The organism is Pseudomonas sp. R38(2017), assembly GCF_002112395.1.
GTDB lineage: Bacteria > Pseudomonadota > Gammaproteobacteria > Pseudomonadales > Pseudomonadaceae > Aquipseudomonas.
Window position 1 is genome coordinate 172,221 of record NZ_NEHN01000007.1, and the last position, 14,626, is coordinate 186,846.

At 62.0% G+C, this 14,626-nt stretch carries 14 protein-coding genes; 8 read left to right on the forward strand and 6 right to left on the reverse strand.

Annotated features, from left to right (window positions below; all coding sequences use genetic code 11):
- Window positions 1-9 precede the first annotated feature (9 nt).
- Entirely contained in the window at window positions 10-1,224 is a 1,215-nt protein-coding gene (gene serB / locus CAF87_RS19410) for a phosphoserine phosphatase SerB (RefSeq protein ID WP_085732651.1), read from the forward strand.
- Window positions 1,225-1,264: 40 nt separating this feature from the next.
- Here serB and CAF87_RS19415 read toward each other — a convergent pair whose 3' ends face one another.
- Window positions 1,265-3,019, reverse strand: a complete 1,755-nt coding sequence (locus CAF87_RS19415) for a molecular chaperone (RefSeq protein WP_085732652.1) — start codon at window positions 3,017-3,019, stop codon at window positions 1,265-1,267.
- Window positions 3,020-3,240: 221 nt separating this feature from the next.
- Between CAF87_RS19415 and CAF87_RS19420 the strand changes: the two genes are divergently transcribed.
- On the forward strand, window positions 3,241-3,642 hold the full coding sequence (locus CAF87_RS19420; RefSeq protein WP_085732653.1) for a lectin OAA: 402 nt from the start codon (window positions 3,241-3,243) through the stop codon (window positions 3,640-3,642).
- Window positions 3,643-3,702: 60 nt separating this feature from the next.
- Here the strand turns inward: CAF87_RS19420 and asd are convergent, their stop codons facing one another.
- The 3 genes from asd to CAF87_RS19435 are packed head-to-tail and all read right to left on the reverse strand — an operon-like array spanning window position 3,703 to window position 6,975.
- On the reverse strand, window positions 3,703-4,563 hold the full coding sequence (asd, locus tag CAF87_RS19425; protein ID WP_065258758.1) for an archaetidylserine decarboxylase: 861 nt from the start codon (window positions 4,561-4,563) through the stop codon (window positions 3,703-3,705).
- Window positions 4,564-4,581: 18 nt separating this feature from the next.
- A complete protein-coding gene (gene rhdA / locus CAF87_RS19430) occupies window positions 4,582-5,397 on the reverse strand; it encodes a thiosulfate sulfurtransferase (protein ID WP_085732654.1) in 816 nt (271 codons plus the stop codon).
- 39 nt (window positions 5,398-5,436) lie between these two features.
- Window positions 5,437-6,975, reverse strand: coding sequence for an HDOD domain-containing protein (locus CAF87_RS19435; protein WP_085732655.1), 1,539 nt, complete (start codon window positions 6,973-6,975; stop codon window positions 5,437-5,439).
- A 166-nt stretch (window positions 6,976-7,141) separates the two neighbouring features.
- On the opposite strand from CAF87_RS19435, the gene motA reads away from it, so the two are divergent.
- Window positions 7,142-7,993: a flagellar motor stator protein MotA gene (gene motA, locus CAF87_RS19440; RefSeq protein ID WP_085732656.1), complete on the forward strand. Its 852-nt coding sequence runs from the start codon at window positions 7,142-7,144 to the stop codon at window positions 7,991-7,993.
- Between the two features lie 3 nt (window positions 7,994-7,996).
- A complete protein-coding gene (gene motB / locus CAF87_RS19445; RefSeq protein WP_085732657.1) occupies window positions 7,997-9,088 on the forward strand; it encodes a flagellar motor protein MotB in 1,092 nt (363 codons plus the stop codon).
- Window positions 9,089-9,136: 48 nt separating this feature from the next.
- Here the strand turns inward: motB and rsgA are convergent, their stop codons facing one another.
- Complete coding sequence (gene rsgA, locus CAF87_RS19450; protein ID WP_085732658.1) at window positions 9,137-10,168, reverse strand: small ribosomal subunit biogenesis GTPase RsgA; 1,032 nt, start codon at window positions 10,166-10,168, stop codon at window positions 9,137-9,139.
- Between the two features lie 107 nt (window positions 10,169-10,275).
- On the opposite strand from rsgA, the gene orn reads away from it, so the two are divergent.
- Both orn and CAF87_RS19460 read left to right on the forward strand, forming a co-directional pair.
- Entirely contained in the window at window positions 10,276-10,818 is a 543-nt protein-coding gene (orn, locus tag CAF87_RS19455) for an oligoribonuclease (RefSeq protein WP_065258764.1), read from the forward strand.
- Between the two features lie 84 nt (window positions 10,819-10,902).
- Window positions 10,903-11,514, forward strand: a complete 612-nt coding sequence (locus CAF87_RS19460; RefSeq protein WP_064593093.1) for a trimeric intracellular cation channel family protein — start codon at window positions 10,903-10,905, stop codon at window positions 11,512-11,514.
- On the opposite strand, the gene queG is transcribed toward CAF87_RS19460, so the two are convergent.
- The gene (gene queG, locus CAF87_RS19465; protein ID WP_085732659.1) at window positions 11,496-12,575 is read right to left on the reverse strand and encodes a tRNA epoxyqueuosine(34) reductase QueG; all 1,080 of its coding nucleotides are present in this window, start codon (window positions 12,573-12,575) and stop codon (window positions 11,496-11,498) included. The genes CAF87_RS19460 and queG overlap by 19 nt on opposite strands.
- Window positions 12,576-12,638: 63 nt before the next feature.
- On the opposite strand from queG, the gene CAF87_RS19470 reads away from it, so the two are divergent.
- Both CAF87_RS19470 and tsaE read left to right on the forward strand, forming a co-directional pair.
- Window positions 12,639-14,138, forward strand: coding sequence for an NAD(P)H-hydrate dehydratase (locus tag CAF87_RS19470; protein ID WP_085732660.1), 1,500 nt, complete (start codon window positions 12,639-12,641; stop codon window positions 14,136-14,138).
- Complete coding sequence (gene tsaE, locus CAF87_RS19475; RefSeq protein WP_085732661.1) at window positions 14,126-14,596, forward strand: tRNA (adenosine(37)-N6)-threonylcarbamoyltransferase complex ATPase subunit type 1 TsaE; 471 nt, start codon at window positions 14,126-14,128, stop codon at window positions 14,594-14,596. The genes CAF87_RS19470 and tsaE overlap by 13 nt, the downstream gene beginning before the upstream one ends.
- Window positions 14,597-14,626: the final 30 nt, after the last annotated feature.

A 14,626-nucleotide genomic window follows, 5' to 3' on the forward strand; every position in this document is an offset into this window, starting at 1 on the left:
GGGTGCGCGTTGCGCGAAATCGTCCTGATTAACATCACGGGAGTCGACCGTCCCGGTCTGACGGCGGCCATTACCGGTGTTCTGGCACAGGGTGGTGTAAACATCCTCGATATCGGTCAGGCCGTGATCCACGACATGCTGTCGTTCGGCATCCTCGTGGAAATCCCCGACTCCGAGCAAGGCAAGTCGGTGCTGAAGGACATCCTGTTCAAGGGCTATGAGCTCGACCAGCAGGTGCGCTTCACTCCGGTATCCGAAGACGATTACCAGCAATGGGTGGGCAATCAGGGCAAAAAACGCCACATCGTTACCCTGCTGACCCGCAAAGTCACCGCCGGCCAGTTGCAGGCCGTGAGTTCGATCACCGCCAAATATGGCTTGAACATCGACCATATCGACCGCTTGTCGGGTCGCATGCCGCTGGACACGCCGGCGGACAAGGGCAAGGGTTGCATCGAGTTCTCCGTGCGCGGCGAAGCTGCCGACCCGCAGGCCTTGCGCGCCGAGTTTCTCAGCGTTGCCCAGGAGCTGAACGTCGACATCGCGTTCCAGGAAGATTCGCTGTTCCGTCGCAACCGTCGCCTGGCGGTGTTCGACATGGACTCGACCCTGATCGAAGCCGAAGTCATCGACGAGTTGGCCAAGGTCGCCGGTGTGGGCGACCAGGTGTCGGAAATCACCGAGCGGGCGATGGCCGGCGAGCTGGATTTCCGCGCGAGCTTCAAGGAACGTCTGGCGCTGCTCAAGGGCCTGGATGTCAGCGTGCTGGATTCGATCGGTGCCTCCCTGCGCCTGACCGAAGGCGCCGAAACCCTGTTCGCCGAGCTCAAGCGTCTGGGCTACAAGACCGCGATCCTGTCCGGCGGCTTCACTTACTTCGCCAAGCAACTTCAGGCCAAGCTCGGTATCGACTACGTGTTCGCCAACGAACTGGAAGTGGTCGACGGCAAGTGCACTGGCGTTGCGATCGAGCCGATCGTCGATGCCCAGCGCAAGGCCGATCTGCTGAAACAACTGGCTGAAAAAGAAGGTTTGCGCCTGGAACAGACCATTGCCGTGGGCGACGGCGCCAACGACCTGCCGATGCTGGCGATTGCCGGTCTGGGCGTGGCGTTCCGCGCCAAGCCGCTGGTCAAGCAGTCGGCGAAGCAGGCGATCTCGACTCTCGGTCTGGATGGTGTGCTTTATCTGCTGGGTTTCCGGGACCGCGACGGGCAGCTCTGAACCCTTGCACAGGATCGCAGCCTTGGGCTGCGATCCTTGTTCAAAGGGATTTCCACAATGAGTCGAAATCCTCCTCGCTCCCGCCATTCTGCGCGGTCTCCAATGAGCGGTAAGCGAACTGATTGAAACTGTGTGTGCTCGCCACCCGCCGATCCAGCCCGGCGCGGTGTTCTTCGCCCAGGGTGTTGATCATGACTTTGCTGCCTTCCTGAAACGGCAGCCGTGGCGCCAATAGCGTTGCGGGCAAGTCAATGGCGCTGATTTCCGGCAACAGCAAACCTCGCAGGTAATGGCTGTGATCGTCCCGGGTGCGCACCAGTTGCAGGCCGCAGGGCTGGGCGTGTGGCGCTACCAGCTTGATACCCATTTGTGTCCCGGCACCGCGCACCTGACGGATCCAGCGCACCACGGCAATGCTCCAGCCCTGATTCGTGGTGTCCTGGATGCCGACCATTTCCCCGGTCTGCAATTCGGCAGGCACCTCTTTTGGCCATGCCAGGCAGTAACCGCCCGGACTGTGGTTGATGACCGGCAAGGCATAGGTCGGGTAATGCGGCGGGCTGTCAGCGTCGCCTTCGTCGTCGGCCAACGGTTCGTAGCGGATTTCCTCATAGGGCAGGAATTCGTCGGTTTTGCTCTGCGGAGCGGCATCGAAGGCCTGGCTCCAGCTGTCCTTTTCACCTTGAACCACCGCTTGGCTGAAGTTTGCGGCGCGTGTACCGGGATGCTTGAGCAGTTCGCTGAAGGTGCGTTCGCCACCCAGATAGAAGTGCAGGGCGCTCATGCCCACACATACGGTCAGGTTGCCCTGGCCGACGGTGCGCTGGAAGCTACGCTCGGCGGCCTCGCCCCAGGTGGCGTGCAGGTGTTGCAGGGTGTCGAGTGTCAGGCCGGCCGGCACCGGCAGCGGCGTCGAAGTGTCCTTGTGCAGCAGGTGAGCCTCGATGGCATTCACCAGCGGTTGCGGATCGAAGCCGAGCAGGCCGGGCTGTTGTTCGCTGCGAAATTTGCTGCGATAGCGCGGACCGGCGTCGATCTCCGCAGAAATCGCGAACAGCCCTTCACCCGAGGCACCGGGATGCAGTTTCAGCCAGGCGCTCCAGGGTTCAAGCACCTGCGCGAGTTGGGCGATCGGATTCTGCCGCAGCTGATTGCAGCGGGCGCTGCCCAGCAACAGGGCGGCGATATAGGTCTGTTCGACGCTGAGTTCGCCGGCGAGGCTGGCCAGATCGTCACGGACCCGACGGTGTTGCAACTGCAAGTCGCAGGCACAGCGAAATAACTGGTGCAACTCAAACCACAACTGTTCCGGCGCCGGGCTGTAAAGCTGCGTGGCGCGCACCAGTTGGCCTTTCAGTACGTGGGTGGCGCGTTGCAGCGCCTCGCTCAGCAGGGCGGCCCGGTCTTTTGAGTATTTGGGGGCGATCCGCAGAACGATCTGTTTGTAACCGATGGCCAGTTGGCTTTGCAGCGCTTGGCACAGGTTGCTGATCTTGCGTGAGCGCTCGTCGAGCATGATCGCCTGATGCAGAAAGTGTCGCTCAAGGTGCTGGCAGACGAAGTACACCTCGGGCCGCAGCAACTCCAGCAGGTGTAGACGGTTGTCGCTGGGCGTCAGCAATTGGTTGAGTTCGCCGAGGCTCTGATAGAGCTGGCGTGCGGTTTCTCCGATGTTGGCTTTCGGCAGGCCGGCAATCCAGCGCTTGAGATCGCGCGGGGTCGCTTCACAGAAAGACAGGCGCAACTGCGTTGGCGTTGGCGCGCTCAGTCGGGGTTGGAATCGAGGCTCACTCATGCCGTGACCAGCTCCGGCGGCGAATAGGGCAATGCCAAAACTCTAGCAGTTGTGGTCCGTTTCGCAGGCGCTTGTCGGGCTTTTTTACCGTTGGTCTGCTGGCCTGGTGCCATTTCGGCAGGCGCTACTAGGCTCTCTGGCGTGCGATCGGAAACGCACGGTTGCATGGCTTGCCGCCAACGTCGGGCAGGTCTCTGAAAAACTTCAAGGAGATGAGGTTCATGTCTAAATACGCAGTGGCAAACCAATGGGGCGGTAGTTCGGCACCTTGGCATCCGGGTGGAACCTGGGTTCTGGGCGCGCGGGACAACCAGAAAGTCGTCGCCATCGACATCAAGTCCGGCGATGGCGGCAAAAGCTTCACCGGCACCATGACCTACGCCGGCGAAGGTCCTATTGGCTTCAAGGCTCAGCGCACTGGCCAGAACCAGTACAACGTCGAGAACCAGTGGGGTGGCAACGATGCCCCATGGCATCCGGGTGGCAAATGGGTGATCGGCGGTCGGGATAACCAGAACGTTATCGCGTTGAATGTCACCTCGAGTGACGGCGGGAAAAACCTCAGCGGCACCAACACCTACGCCAACGAAGGGCCGATCGGCTTCCGTGGACAGATAGAGTAACGGCGCCGTTCAGGTCGTGTCCGCCCCTTCGCAGACGTGCGCAGGGGCGGATCAGCAGGTTCAGGCGTTCGACAGTGCCAGGGCCTGACCCATCTGTACCGGCGAGCCGGCCTTCAGTTCTTCAACCCATTTCACCTGATCCGGCCCGAACAGCACGATCGCGGTCGAACCCAGCTTGAAGCGGCCCAGTTCCGCACCTTTTTCCAGATGAATCGGTGCACGGGCGGCTTCGTCGTAGCGGAAGGTTTTCAGCTCACGCTTCGGCGGCGTCACCAGCCCGGCCCACACGGTTTCAATCGAAGCCACGATCATCGCGCCCACCAGCACCACGGCCATCGGCCCGCGCTCGGTGTCGAAGATGCACGCCACACGCTCGTTGCGGGCGAACAGCTCAGGGACGTTTTCAGCGGTGGTCTGGTTGACCGAGAAAATCCGGCCCGGGATGTAGACCATCTCGCGCAGAGTGCCGGCCAGCGGCATGTGCACGCGGTGGTAGTCCTTCGGCGACAGGTAAACGGTGGCGAACTCGCCGCCCATGAACGGCGCGGCATTGGCTGCATCGCCGCCCAGCAGTTCCAGCACGCTGAAGCTGTGGCCCTTGGCCTGGAAGATGCGGCCGTGCTCGATCGGGCCGAGCTGGCTGATCGCACCGTCGGCTGGGCTGAGGATCGCGCCCGGGGTCTGATCCAGAGGGCGTGCGCCGTCTTTCAGCGCACGGGTGAAGAAGGCGTTGAAGTGCTCGTAAGCGGTGACGTCTTCAACCAGCGCCTGGGACATGTCGACCTGATAACGCTTGGCGAACCAGGTGGTGAAGGCATTCTTGAACCAGCGCACACGGCACTCGGCAATGCAGCCGGCCAGGCGCGACAGCAAGTGATGCGGCAGCAGGTATTGGCTGATGATAAACAAACGCTCTTTCATGACTGTCCTTAAAAATCCTTAAAGCTCGACGGGGGTGTCGGGGTGGTTGCCCCATTCGCCCCAGGAACCGGCGTAGCCCTTGACCCGCGGATAACCGAGAGCCTTGGCCACCAGATAAGTGAAACCGGACCGGTGATGGGTCTGGCAGTGAGTGATGATTTCTTTGTCCTTGGTGATCCCGAGGTTTTCGAGGATCTGCGGCATGTCGGTACGGATGCGCAGCTGGCGCGCCTGATCCATGCCTGCCGTCCATTCGAAGTTGACTGCGCCGGGGATGTGTCCACCCTTGGCCGCCAGCACTTTCTCGCCGGAGTATTCCAGCGGTCCGCGAGCATCCCAGATCGCCAGATCAGCAGCACCGAGGCGGCTTTGCAGGTATTCGCGGGTGGCGGTCGGTTCATCGTGCAGGGTCAGGGACACCGGGCCGCCGACCGCAGGAGGGACCTGGATCGACATCGGCGAACCTTCCGCCAGCCACGCCGGCAGGCCGCCGTCGAGGTAGTGGTACTTGTCGTGACCGATTACGTCGAGCAGCCAGATGAAGCGTCCGGCCCAGCCGCCGCCTTCGTCGTCATAGACCACGTAGACCGCGTCCTTGTTGTGGCCCAGTTCACCGAACAGCTCTTCGAGTTTTTCCTTTGTCGGCAGCAGGCCCGGGGCCGGTGCCTGGCCCAGCTGGGTGCGCTTCGGATCGACGAAGCGTGCGCCGGGAATGTGACCCTCGGCATAGCGGGCGGCACTGGTCAGATCCACCAGAATCAGATTGCGGGCATCGAGGCGCGGGAGCAGGTCGCTCGGCTCGATCACCAGCGCCAGGCCAGAGAAGTCAGACATGTGAGGTCTCCAGAGCACAAAGGGGAAGGATTGTAGCTGTCATTGGCCGCGCTGGCTAAAGCTGTGCAGGGCTTTCTCGATGCACTGCGCGGTTTTGCCAAAGGCTTGCACGGTGATGTCGGCGAACGGTCCGCCACCTTGGTCGGTGACCACGATCATGATCACCCGGCCGTTATGGACCAGCGAGCGCAGAAGCAGGTTTTCGCCACGGAACAGCGTACGCAGGGACGGCGGCAGCAGGGCGGAAAACTGGGCGTTGTTCTCCGGAGTGATCCGCACCTGTGCCTGCTGCGCGAGCAGGCGTTGCAGCACGGTGCTTTGGCTGACGACGAAATTGAGCGCAGCGGCTTCCTTCGGCAAACCGGAAATCTGATGCACCCGCAGATTGGACTGGGTGCGGTCGGCCATCAGGATCATCACCCGGCGCATGCCGCTGGCCACCAGCGCGTCGCGGGCGGCAATGGTCAAGTGCATGGCGTTGGTGAAACGGCTTGGCTCGGCCAGCAGTTCGGTGCATTGCCGGCGCCACTTGGCCAGGTCTTCGGCATTGGGTGCAGCGGCAGGCAACAGGCCGGCCGGCAGGCGATGGGTGCCCCACGGCCACAGCAGGGAAACCGCCGGGTGCCACAGATCCGGCATCGAATGCCGACGCGCACTGTTGGCGGCCTGCTGGTGCAACTGCTGCTGCACTTCGTCCATCGGGATTTGCAGATAGAGGCTGGTCAGGTACTGCCAGCGCTTGCTGTGCGGACTGTCCCAGGCCTGTTGCGCCGACAGCGCCAGGCCGTTGGCCAGCAGCACGGTGTTGGCCGGCTGATTGAGCCAGTTGCGCAGGGTCGGGTCGTCATCCAGACGATTCTGCTGACGCAGCGGATGATCGACATCGCGAGCGATGCGCAGGACCTTGACCAGTTCACGCTGTTCAGTAAGCAGCAGGCGGTAACCCTGCTGCACCCAGATCGGCAGGTGCCAGGCTTCCACCAGTGCCGCACCGATCTTCAGCAGGCGCACGCCGAACAATTGTTTTTCCACGTCGCGGGCCGATTCGCCCTTGTGAATGACCCGAACTTCCCACTCTTCGAGCAGTTTGGGAAAGCTCATCGCCAACGGCCACAGCGGCGAAAGAAACAACAGGCTGCCCCAGTGAATGTCCTGCCACAGCCGCGCCAGGCGGCTGGCAAAAAAACCGTTGGCCTGCTGCGTGGCGTGCTGGCTGATCATCTGTATCTGGCGCAGGGACTGGGGAATTTGCGCCTGCGGTTCGGCGGGCAGGCGTGCCAGCAGTTCTTCGGTGCGGGCCAGGCCCAGGCGATTGATCGCCACCTCAAGGTTTTCTACCGGTGCGGTCAGGCTGCCTAGGGTATGGCGGTTGGCTTCGCGGATGATGCTCAGGGCCAGCGCCGGGCTGTCCTGCATCAGGTCGGCAATGTCGCGCAACGAGCTGCGATTGTCGCGGATCGCCCGGCAGACCTTGTCATGGGCCTCTTGCGGCACCGGCAGGCGCACGCCGTCGAGCAGCTTCACCCAGCCATCGAGTGTGGTCGGTCTTGCGTGTGGGACGTTCGTTTCATTAGCCATGTCTGGACGAGATCTTCACTGACTGTAGACGCGCCCGGCATGGGCTAAATTGGCTTTTCGCCTGAACTGGCTATAGTCTGGCGCAGTTTTGCCGATAAGTAGAAGAAGAGATTTTTTAACTTCCGAATATGACCTTGAACCCGACTTAAGTAAGTACTTTCTACCTATGGCTAAAATTATCGGCATCATCGTCGTATTCGCGAGCGTGCTCGGCGGATACGTGCTTTCCCACGGCAAGATTGCCGCCCTGATCCAGCCTTTCGAGGTGATGATCATCGGTGGTGCGGCACTCGGAGCATTCCTCCAGGCCAACCCCGGTTACATGACGATGCATGTGCTCAAGAAATCCCTGAGCATGTTCAGCTCGCGTTTCAGCCACACGTTCTATCTGGAAGTGCTGGGCCTGATCTACGAGATCCTCAACAAGAGCCGCCGTGAAGGCATGATGGCCATCGAAGGCGACATCGAAGATGCCGCTGCGAGTCCGATCTTCGCCAAGTACCCGGCGGTGCTGAAAGACGAACGCATGACCGCGTTCATCTGCGATTACCTGCGCATCATGTCGTCCGGCAACATGGCGCCGCACGAACTCGAAGGCCTGTTCGACATGGAGTTGTACAGCCTCAAGGAAGAACTGGAGCATCCTTCCCACGCGGTCAACGGCATTGCCGACGGCATGCCAGGTTTCGGTATCGTCGCGGCGGTACTGGGTATCGTGGTGACGATGGCGTCCCTGGGCGAGGGCGATCAGAAATCCATCGGTCTGCACGTGGGTGCAGCACTGGTCGGTACCTTCTTCGGTATCTTGGCGGCCTACGGCTTCTTCGGCCCGCTGGCGCATTCCCTGGCCCACGATGCCAAGGAAGAGCTCAACGTCTATGAAGCCATCAAGGCTTCGCTGGTGGCTTCGGCTTCCGGGATGCCGCCGTCGCTGGCCGTGGAATTCGGGCGCAAGGTTCTGTACCCGGCTCACCGTCCTAGCTTCGCCGAGCTGGAACAAGCGGTTCGCGGTCGCTAAGTCATGGAAAATAACCAGCCGATAATCATCAAGCGCGTCAAGCGCTACGGTGGCGGGCATCACGGCGGGGCGTGGAAGATCGCCTTTGCCGACTTCGCGACGGCGATGATGGCGTTCTTCCTGGTGTTGTGGCTGCTGTCCACCGCAACGCCGGAACAGAAGATCGCCATCGCCGGCTACTTCAAGGATCCGGTCGGCTTCTCCGAGAGCGGTACGCCGTACATCATCGACCTGGGCGGCACGCCGACCCTGGCGCCGGAAAACACCCTCAACCCTGAAGTGAAGTCTCAGCCGCAACCGGACAAGGTCACGGTCGACACCGATCAGGTTGAAGGCATGGCCGAGCAGGTCGAGAAGGAACGTCTGGAACTGTTGCTGCAGGAACTGCAGAACAAGGTCGACGAGAACCCGCAACTGCAGAAGTTCAAGGATCAGATTCTGTTCGAGATCACGCCGAACGGCTTGCGCATCCAGATCATGGATGCCGAGAACCGGCCGATGTTCGACTCTGGTTCTGCACGCCTGAAACCGTACTTCGAAGACATCCTGCTGGCCATGGCCGACACCATCAAAGCGGTGCCGAACAAGATCAGCATCAGCGGTCATACCGATGCCAAGCCGTACACCGGCACTGGTGATTTCGGTAACTGGGAGCTTTCGGCCAACCGCGCCAACGCCGCCCGGCGTGCTCTGGTGGCGGGCAGTTACCCGGACTCGCAAGTGGCACGTGTGGTGGGTTACGCCTCGTCGGCGCTGTTCGACAAGGAGAACCCGTTCAACCCGGTCAACCGCCGTATCGACATCGTGGTGCTGACCAAGAAGGCGCAGGCCGCCATCGAAGGTGCGCAAGGCGCCGACCCGTCGAAACCGGCAGATCAAGGTCAGAACGGCGCGGCGCCGGCCGCCCCGGTCGACCCGAACGCCTTGCCGGCGGATCAGCAGCCGGTACCGGCCCATGAGTTGCGCGAACGACTGAACCTGTTCGACGATCCGCTGCCGAAACCGGCCGAGCCGGGCAGCGCGGCGCCAGCCCCGGCGCCAGCCCCGGCGCCTGCTGCACCGGCCACTGCACCGGCGCCCGCGCCGAAGCAGTGACCCACAAAAAAGCCGCGAGATGATCGCGGCTTTTTTGTGTCTGGCTACTTAGTAACCGTTTTCCGGCAGGCTGGCGATGATCGAGCGGTAGCTGTTCATCCGCTGCTGCTGGATGCGTCCGTCTTCAAGGGCCTTGAGCAGGGCGCAGCCTGGTTCGCGATCATGCTTGCAGTCGCGAAAGCGGCAGGTGCCGAGCAGGTCGTCGAATTCGATGAACCCCGCCTCGACATCGGCACGGCTGACGTGGCCCAGGCCGAATTCGCGGATGCCCGGGGAGTCGATCAGTTCACCGCCACCGGGGAAGTGGAACAGCCGTGCAGTGGTCGTGGTGTGAGTACCCTGGCCGGACCATTCGGACAGCGGGCCGACTCGGGTTTCGACGTCCGGCAGCAGGCTGTTGACCAGCGAGGACTTGCCGACACCGGACTGACCAACGAACACGCTGATGCGTCCGTCGAGCTGTTTCTGCAATTGCTCCATGCCGTTGCCGTGGTGCGCCGACACTTCCAGTACCGGATAACCCAGGGTGCGATACACCGCCAGAAGTGCGTTCAGCGCCGGGGCGTTCTGTTCGTCGATCAGGTCGAATTTGTTCAGCAGCAGCAAGGGGCGGATGCCGGCGTGTTCGGCCGCGACCAGGTAACGGTCGATCAGGTTCGCATGGGGCTCGGGCAGCGGGGCGAAGACGATGACGATCATGTCGACGTTGGCGGCCACCGGTTTGAGCTGGCCTCGGCTGTCCGGGCGGCACAGCTCGGTGGTGCGCGGCAGTTGCGCGACGATCACGCCGATGCCCTGGTTGCCGGCGCGCCAGACCACACGGTCACCGGTCACCAGCGCTGGCAGGTTGGCCCGCAAGTGGCAACGGAAGACCTGGCCGGCCAGTTCGCCGTCAACGGCCTCGACCTCGACCTGCACACCGAAGTGAGCGATCACCAGGCCGTGCTGTTCCGGGCCCAGGTCGCCGCCTTCGAGCGCCTCGACAGCCGAGGACTCGCGTTTGGCGGCGCGGGCGGCGCGCTCGCCCTGAATCTTTTCGATGCGCCAGTTTTGACGACGATTGAGTTGGCGTTTGGCCATGGGTGTTCCGTCTGAAGAATACAGCGATTAGGTAAAACGGCCGCGAGTTTAGCACGCCCGGGCACCGCCCTAGGCTAAACTGCGCAGCATTGCCTAGGAGCCGAAATATGCAAAACCCGCAGAACCTGATCTGGATCGACCTGGAAATGACCGGTCTGGATCCGGAAAACGACGTCATCATCGAAATGGCCACCATCGTCACCGACAGTGACCTGAACACTCTGGCCGAAGGCCCGGTGATCGCCATCCATCACAGCGACGAAGTCCTCGCCCGCATGGACGAGTGGAACACCCGCACCCACGGCAACTCCGGCCTGACCCAGCGCGTACGTGAAAGCCGCGTGAGCATGGCCGAGGCAGAAGCCGAAACCATCGCTTTCCTCGAGAAGTGGGTACCGAAGGGCAAGTCGCCGATCTGCGGCAACAGCATCTGCCAGGATCGCCGCTTCCTTTATACCCACATGAAGTCGCTGGAAAGCTACTTCCACTACCGCAACCTTGACGTCTCCACCCTCAAGGAACTGGCCGCGCGCTGGGCGCCGGACGTGCGCGACAGCTTCAAGAAGGGCAGCACTCACCTGGCACTGGATGACATCCGCGAGTCCATCGCCGAGCTGCAGCACTACCGCAAGCATTTCATCAAGTTCTGAGATCGGCGACCCACGCCGAGGCGCCCTCTTTTGGTGCCCCGACGAAGTGAGTAGACTGCGCGCCTTCCTGCCAGGATCGCCACCATGTTGCTGATGCTCTACCTCGTCGCCATTACTGCCGAAGCCATGACCGGCGCCCTCTCTGCGGGCCGTCGCGGCATGGACTGGTTCGGCGTGGTGTTGATTGCCTGCGTCACGGCATTGGGTGGCGGTTCGGTGCGCGACGTGCTGCTCGGGCATTATCCGCTGACCTGGGTCAAACACCCGGAATACCTGGTGCTGACCACGGTCGCAGCGATGATCACGGTGTTCACGGCACGCTGGATGCGCCATCTGCGCTCGCTGTTTCTGGTGCTCGATGCGGTCGGTCTGGTGGCGTTCACCCTGATCGGCTGCATGACCGCTCTGGAAATGGGCCACGGCATGCTGGTGGCCTCGGTCAGCGGCGTGATCACCGGGGTGTTCGGCGGCATCCTGCGCGACATCTTCTGCAACGACATCCCGCTGATCTTCCGCCGCGAACTCTACGCCAGCGTCTCGTTCGCCGCCGCTTGGTGCTACATGCTGTGCCTGTTCCTTAACGTGCCGAGCGAGCAGGCGATTTTGATTACTCTGTTCGGTGGTTTTCTATTGCGCCTGTTGGCGATTCGCTTCCATTGGGAAATGCCGAAGTTCGTTTATAACGACGAGCATTGACGGTCGGCGTGTTGTTTCAGCGCCCATTCCACATGTTCGCGCACCAGCTCTGACGGGTAATCGCGTCGTGCCTTGAGTGCTTCCAGCACTGGAATGCTCGATGGCGCATTTCCCAACCCCACCGCCAGATTGCGTAGCCAGCGCTCGTATCCCGCGCGGCGCAGCGGCGAACCTTCGGTGCTGCTGAGGAATTTGTCTTCATCCCACAAGAACAGCTCCGCCAGCTCGGCGTTGTCCAGATTGTGCCGTGGCTTGAAGTCGCTTTCGCCGGACGGGCGGGCGAAGCGGTTCCACGGGCAGCAGATCTGACAGTCGTCGCAACCGAACACCCGGTTGCCGATCAGCGGTCGCAGGTCTTCGGGGATCGCGTTCTTCAGTTCGATGGTCAGGTAGGAAATGCAGCGCCGCGCGTCCAGCACATATGGGCCGACGAAGGCGTTGGTCGGGCAGATGTCGAGACACGCGGTGCAGCGTCCGCAATGTTCGGTGCTGTGGGGTTCATCCACTGGCAGCGGCAGGTCGACGAACAGTTCGCTGAGAAAGAAGTAACTGCCAGCCTTGCGGTTCAGCACCAGGGTGTTTTTGCCGATCCAGCCCAGCCCGGCCTGTTCGGCGATGGCTTTTTCCAGCACCGGGGCGCTGTCGACGAAGGCGCGGAAGCCGAACGGGCCGATTTCGGACTGAATCTTGTCTGCCAGTTGTTGAACGCGTTTACGGATCAACTTGTGATAATCGCGGCCCAAGGCATAACGCGAGATGTAGGCTTTTTCCGGTTTCGCCAGCAATTGCGCCATTTGCGTGTCGCCCGGCAGATAGTCCATGCGCAGGGACACCACGCGCAAGGTGCCCGGCACCAGCTCCTCGGGGTGCGAGCGTTTGCTGCCGTGGGCGCCCATGTAATCCATTTCACCGTGGTAGCCGGCCTCGAGCCAGCGTTGCAGGTGCTGCTCGTGCTCGGCCAGGTCCAGACCGCTGATGCCGACTTGCTGGAAGCCCAGCTCGCGGCCCCAGTCCTTGATGGATTGGGCGAGGGCGGGAAGATCTGTGGTGATGGCGGACATGAGGCGAGAGAAACCGGAGCTGAGGTGCGTATAATTCTGCCAGACATCGGAGCCCGAAGACGCATGCCGCACACTAAAGATCAATTACCCGACGCGCTGTACCGCGCCGCGCAGGTGCGGGCCCTCGACGCACGGCTGATTGCCGCCGGCACGCCGGGCTTCGAATTGATGCAGCGTGCCGCCCATGCCACCTGGCGTGCACTGGTGCGCCAATGGCCTTCGGCGAGCGAATTGACCGTGCTGGCCGGGCACGGCAACAACGCTGGCGATGGTTATCTGGTGGCTGCTCTGGCCCGGCGTGCGGGGTGGGCGGTGCAGGTGCTGGCTGTCGGCGATCCGCAACGTTTGCAGGGTGATGCGGCCCTGGCGCATGCCGAAGCAGTGGCTGAAGGCGTTGCGATTGCTGCTTGGAATGTTTCCAGTGAATTGCGCGGAATTCTTGTCGACGCGTTGCTTGGCACTGGTCTGAGCGGTGATGTGCGCGAGCCGTATGCGTCTGCCATCGCAGCCATCAATGCCAGCGGTCTGCCGGTGGTGGCGGTCGATATCCCTTCCGGTTTGTGTGCCGATACCGGCCATGTGCTGGGGCAGGCGGTGTGTGCCGATCTCACGGTGACCTTCATCGGACTCAAGCTTGGCCTGTTTACCGGGGACGCGGCGGACCATGTCGGCAACCTGCTGTTCAACGATCTGCAAGCGACGGCCGAAACTTACAGTGACATTGCCGTCGCCGCTCGCCGACTCGATGCCGGTAATCTGCCGCGCCTGCCTGCCCGTGCACCGGCTGCGCACAAGGGGCGTTTCGGCCATGTCCTGTTGATCGGTGGCGATCACGGTTTTGGCGGGGCGATTCTGCTTAGTACCGAAAGCGCCTTGCGTAGCGGGGCGGGGATGGTGTCGCTGGCGACCCGCCCGGAACACGTTCCGGCAGCGTTGAACCGGGTGCCGGAAGCCATGGCGTTGGGCACCTCGTCGGCCAATCAACTGATGACGCTGCTGGAAAAGGTGTCCGTATTGGTGGTCGGTCCGGGGCTTGGACAGGCGAGTTGGGGCAGGGCGCTGCTGTCGGTCGCCGCCAATGTATCGCTGCCGCAGGTGTGGGATGCCGATGCATTGAATCTGCTGGCCTCCGGCTTCGCCAGTTTGCCCAGGGATTGCGTGATCACGCCGCATCCGGGTGAAGCGGCGCGTTTGCTGGGGATCAGCACCGCCGAGGTACAGGCCGATCGTCCTGCGGCTGTACTGGCGTTGAGCAAAAAATATACAGCGGTGGTGGTGCTCAAGGGCGCTGGCAGTCTGATCGCTCATCCTGACGGGCGTCTGGCGTTGTGTCATCAAGGCCATCCGGCGATGGCCACTGCGGGTCTCGGTGATGTGCTGGCCGGTCTGCTCGGCGCGTTGCTGGCTCAGGGCATGAATGCGTTCGACGCGGCTTGCCTGGCCGTCTGGCTGCACGCCAACGCCGGGGCACAACAAGGTAAATTCGGCCGTGGGCTGGCGGCCAGTGATCTGATTCCAGCCATTCGTCAGTTGTTGGAGGAGCATGCACCGTGTCTGAAGTAACCCTGTACCTGGCCGATGAACAGGCGATGAGCGACTTTGGCGCACGGATCGCCCGCGTGACCGGGGGGCATGGCCTGATCTTCCTTCAAGGCAACCTCGGCATGGGTAAAACCACGCTGTCGCGAGGTATCATTCGCGGGCTTGGCCACGTCGGTGCAGTGAAAAGTCCGACCTTCACGCTGGTTGAGCCCTACGAGATCGGTGACATCCGCGCCTTCCACTTCGATCTGTATCGCCTGGTCGATCCGGAGGAGCTGGAGTTCCTCGGCATCCGCGACTATTTCGAAGACGACGCCCTGTGCCTGATCGAGTGGCCCGATAAAGGTGCAGGCTTTTTGCCAAAGCCTGACCTGACCATTACCATTAGCCCGCAAGACAGCGGGCGTTCGCTGACTATTTTGTCCCAGGGCTCGCGTGGCGAGGCCTGGTGTGCCGCTTTGGCATTGGAATCCAATTAAATGATGGGGTTAGGTATGCGCTTTCGCGCG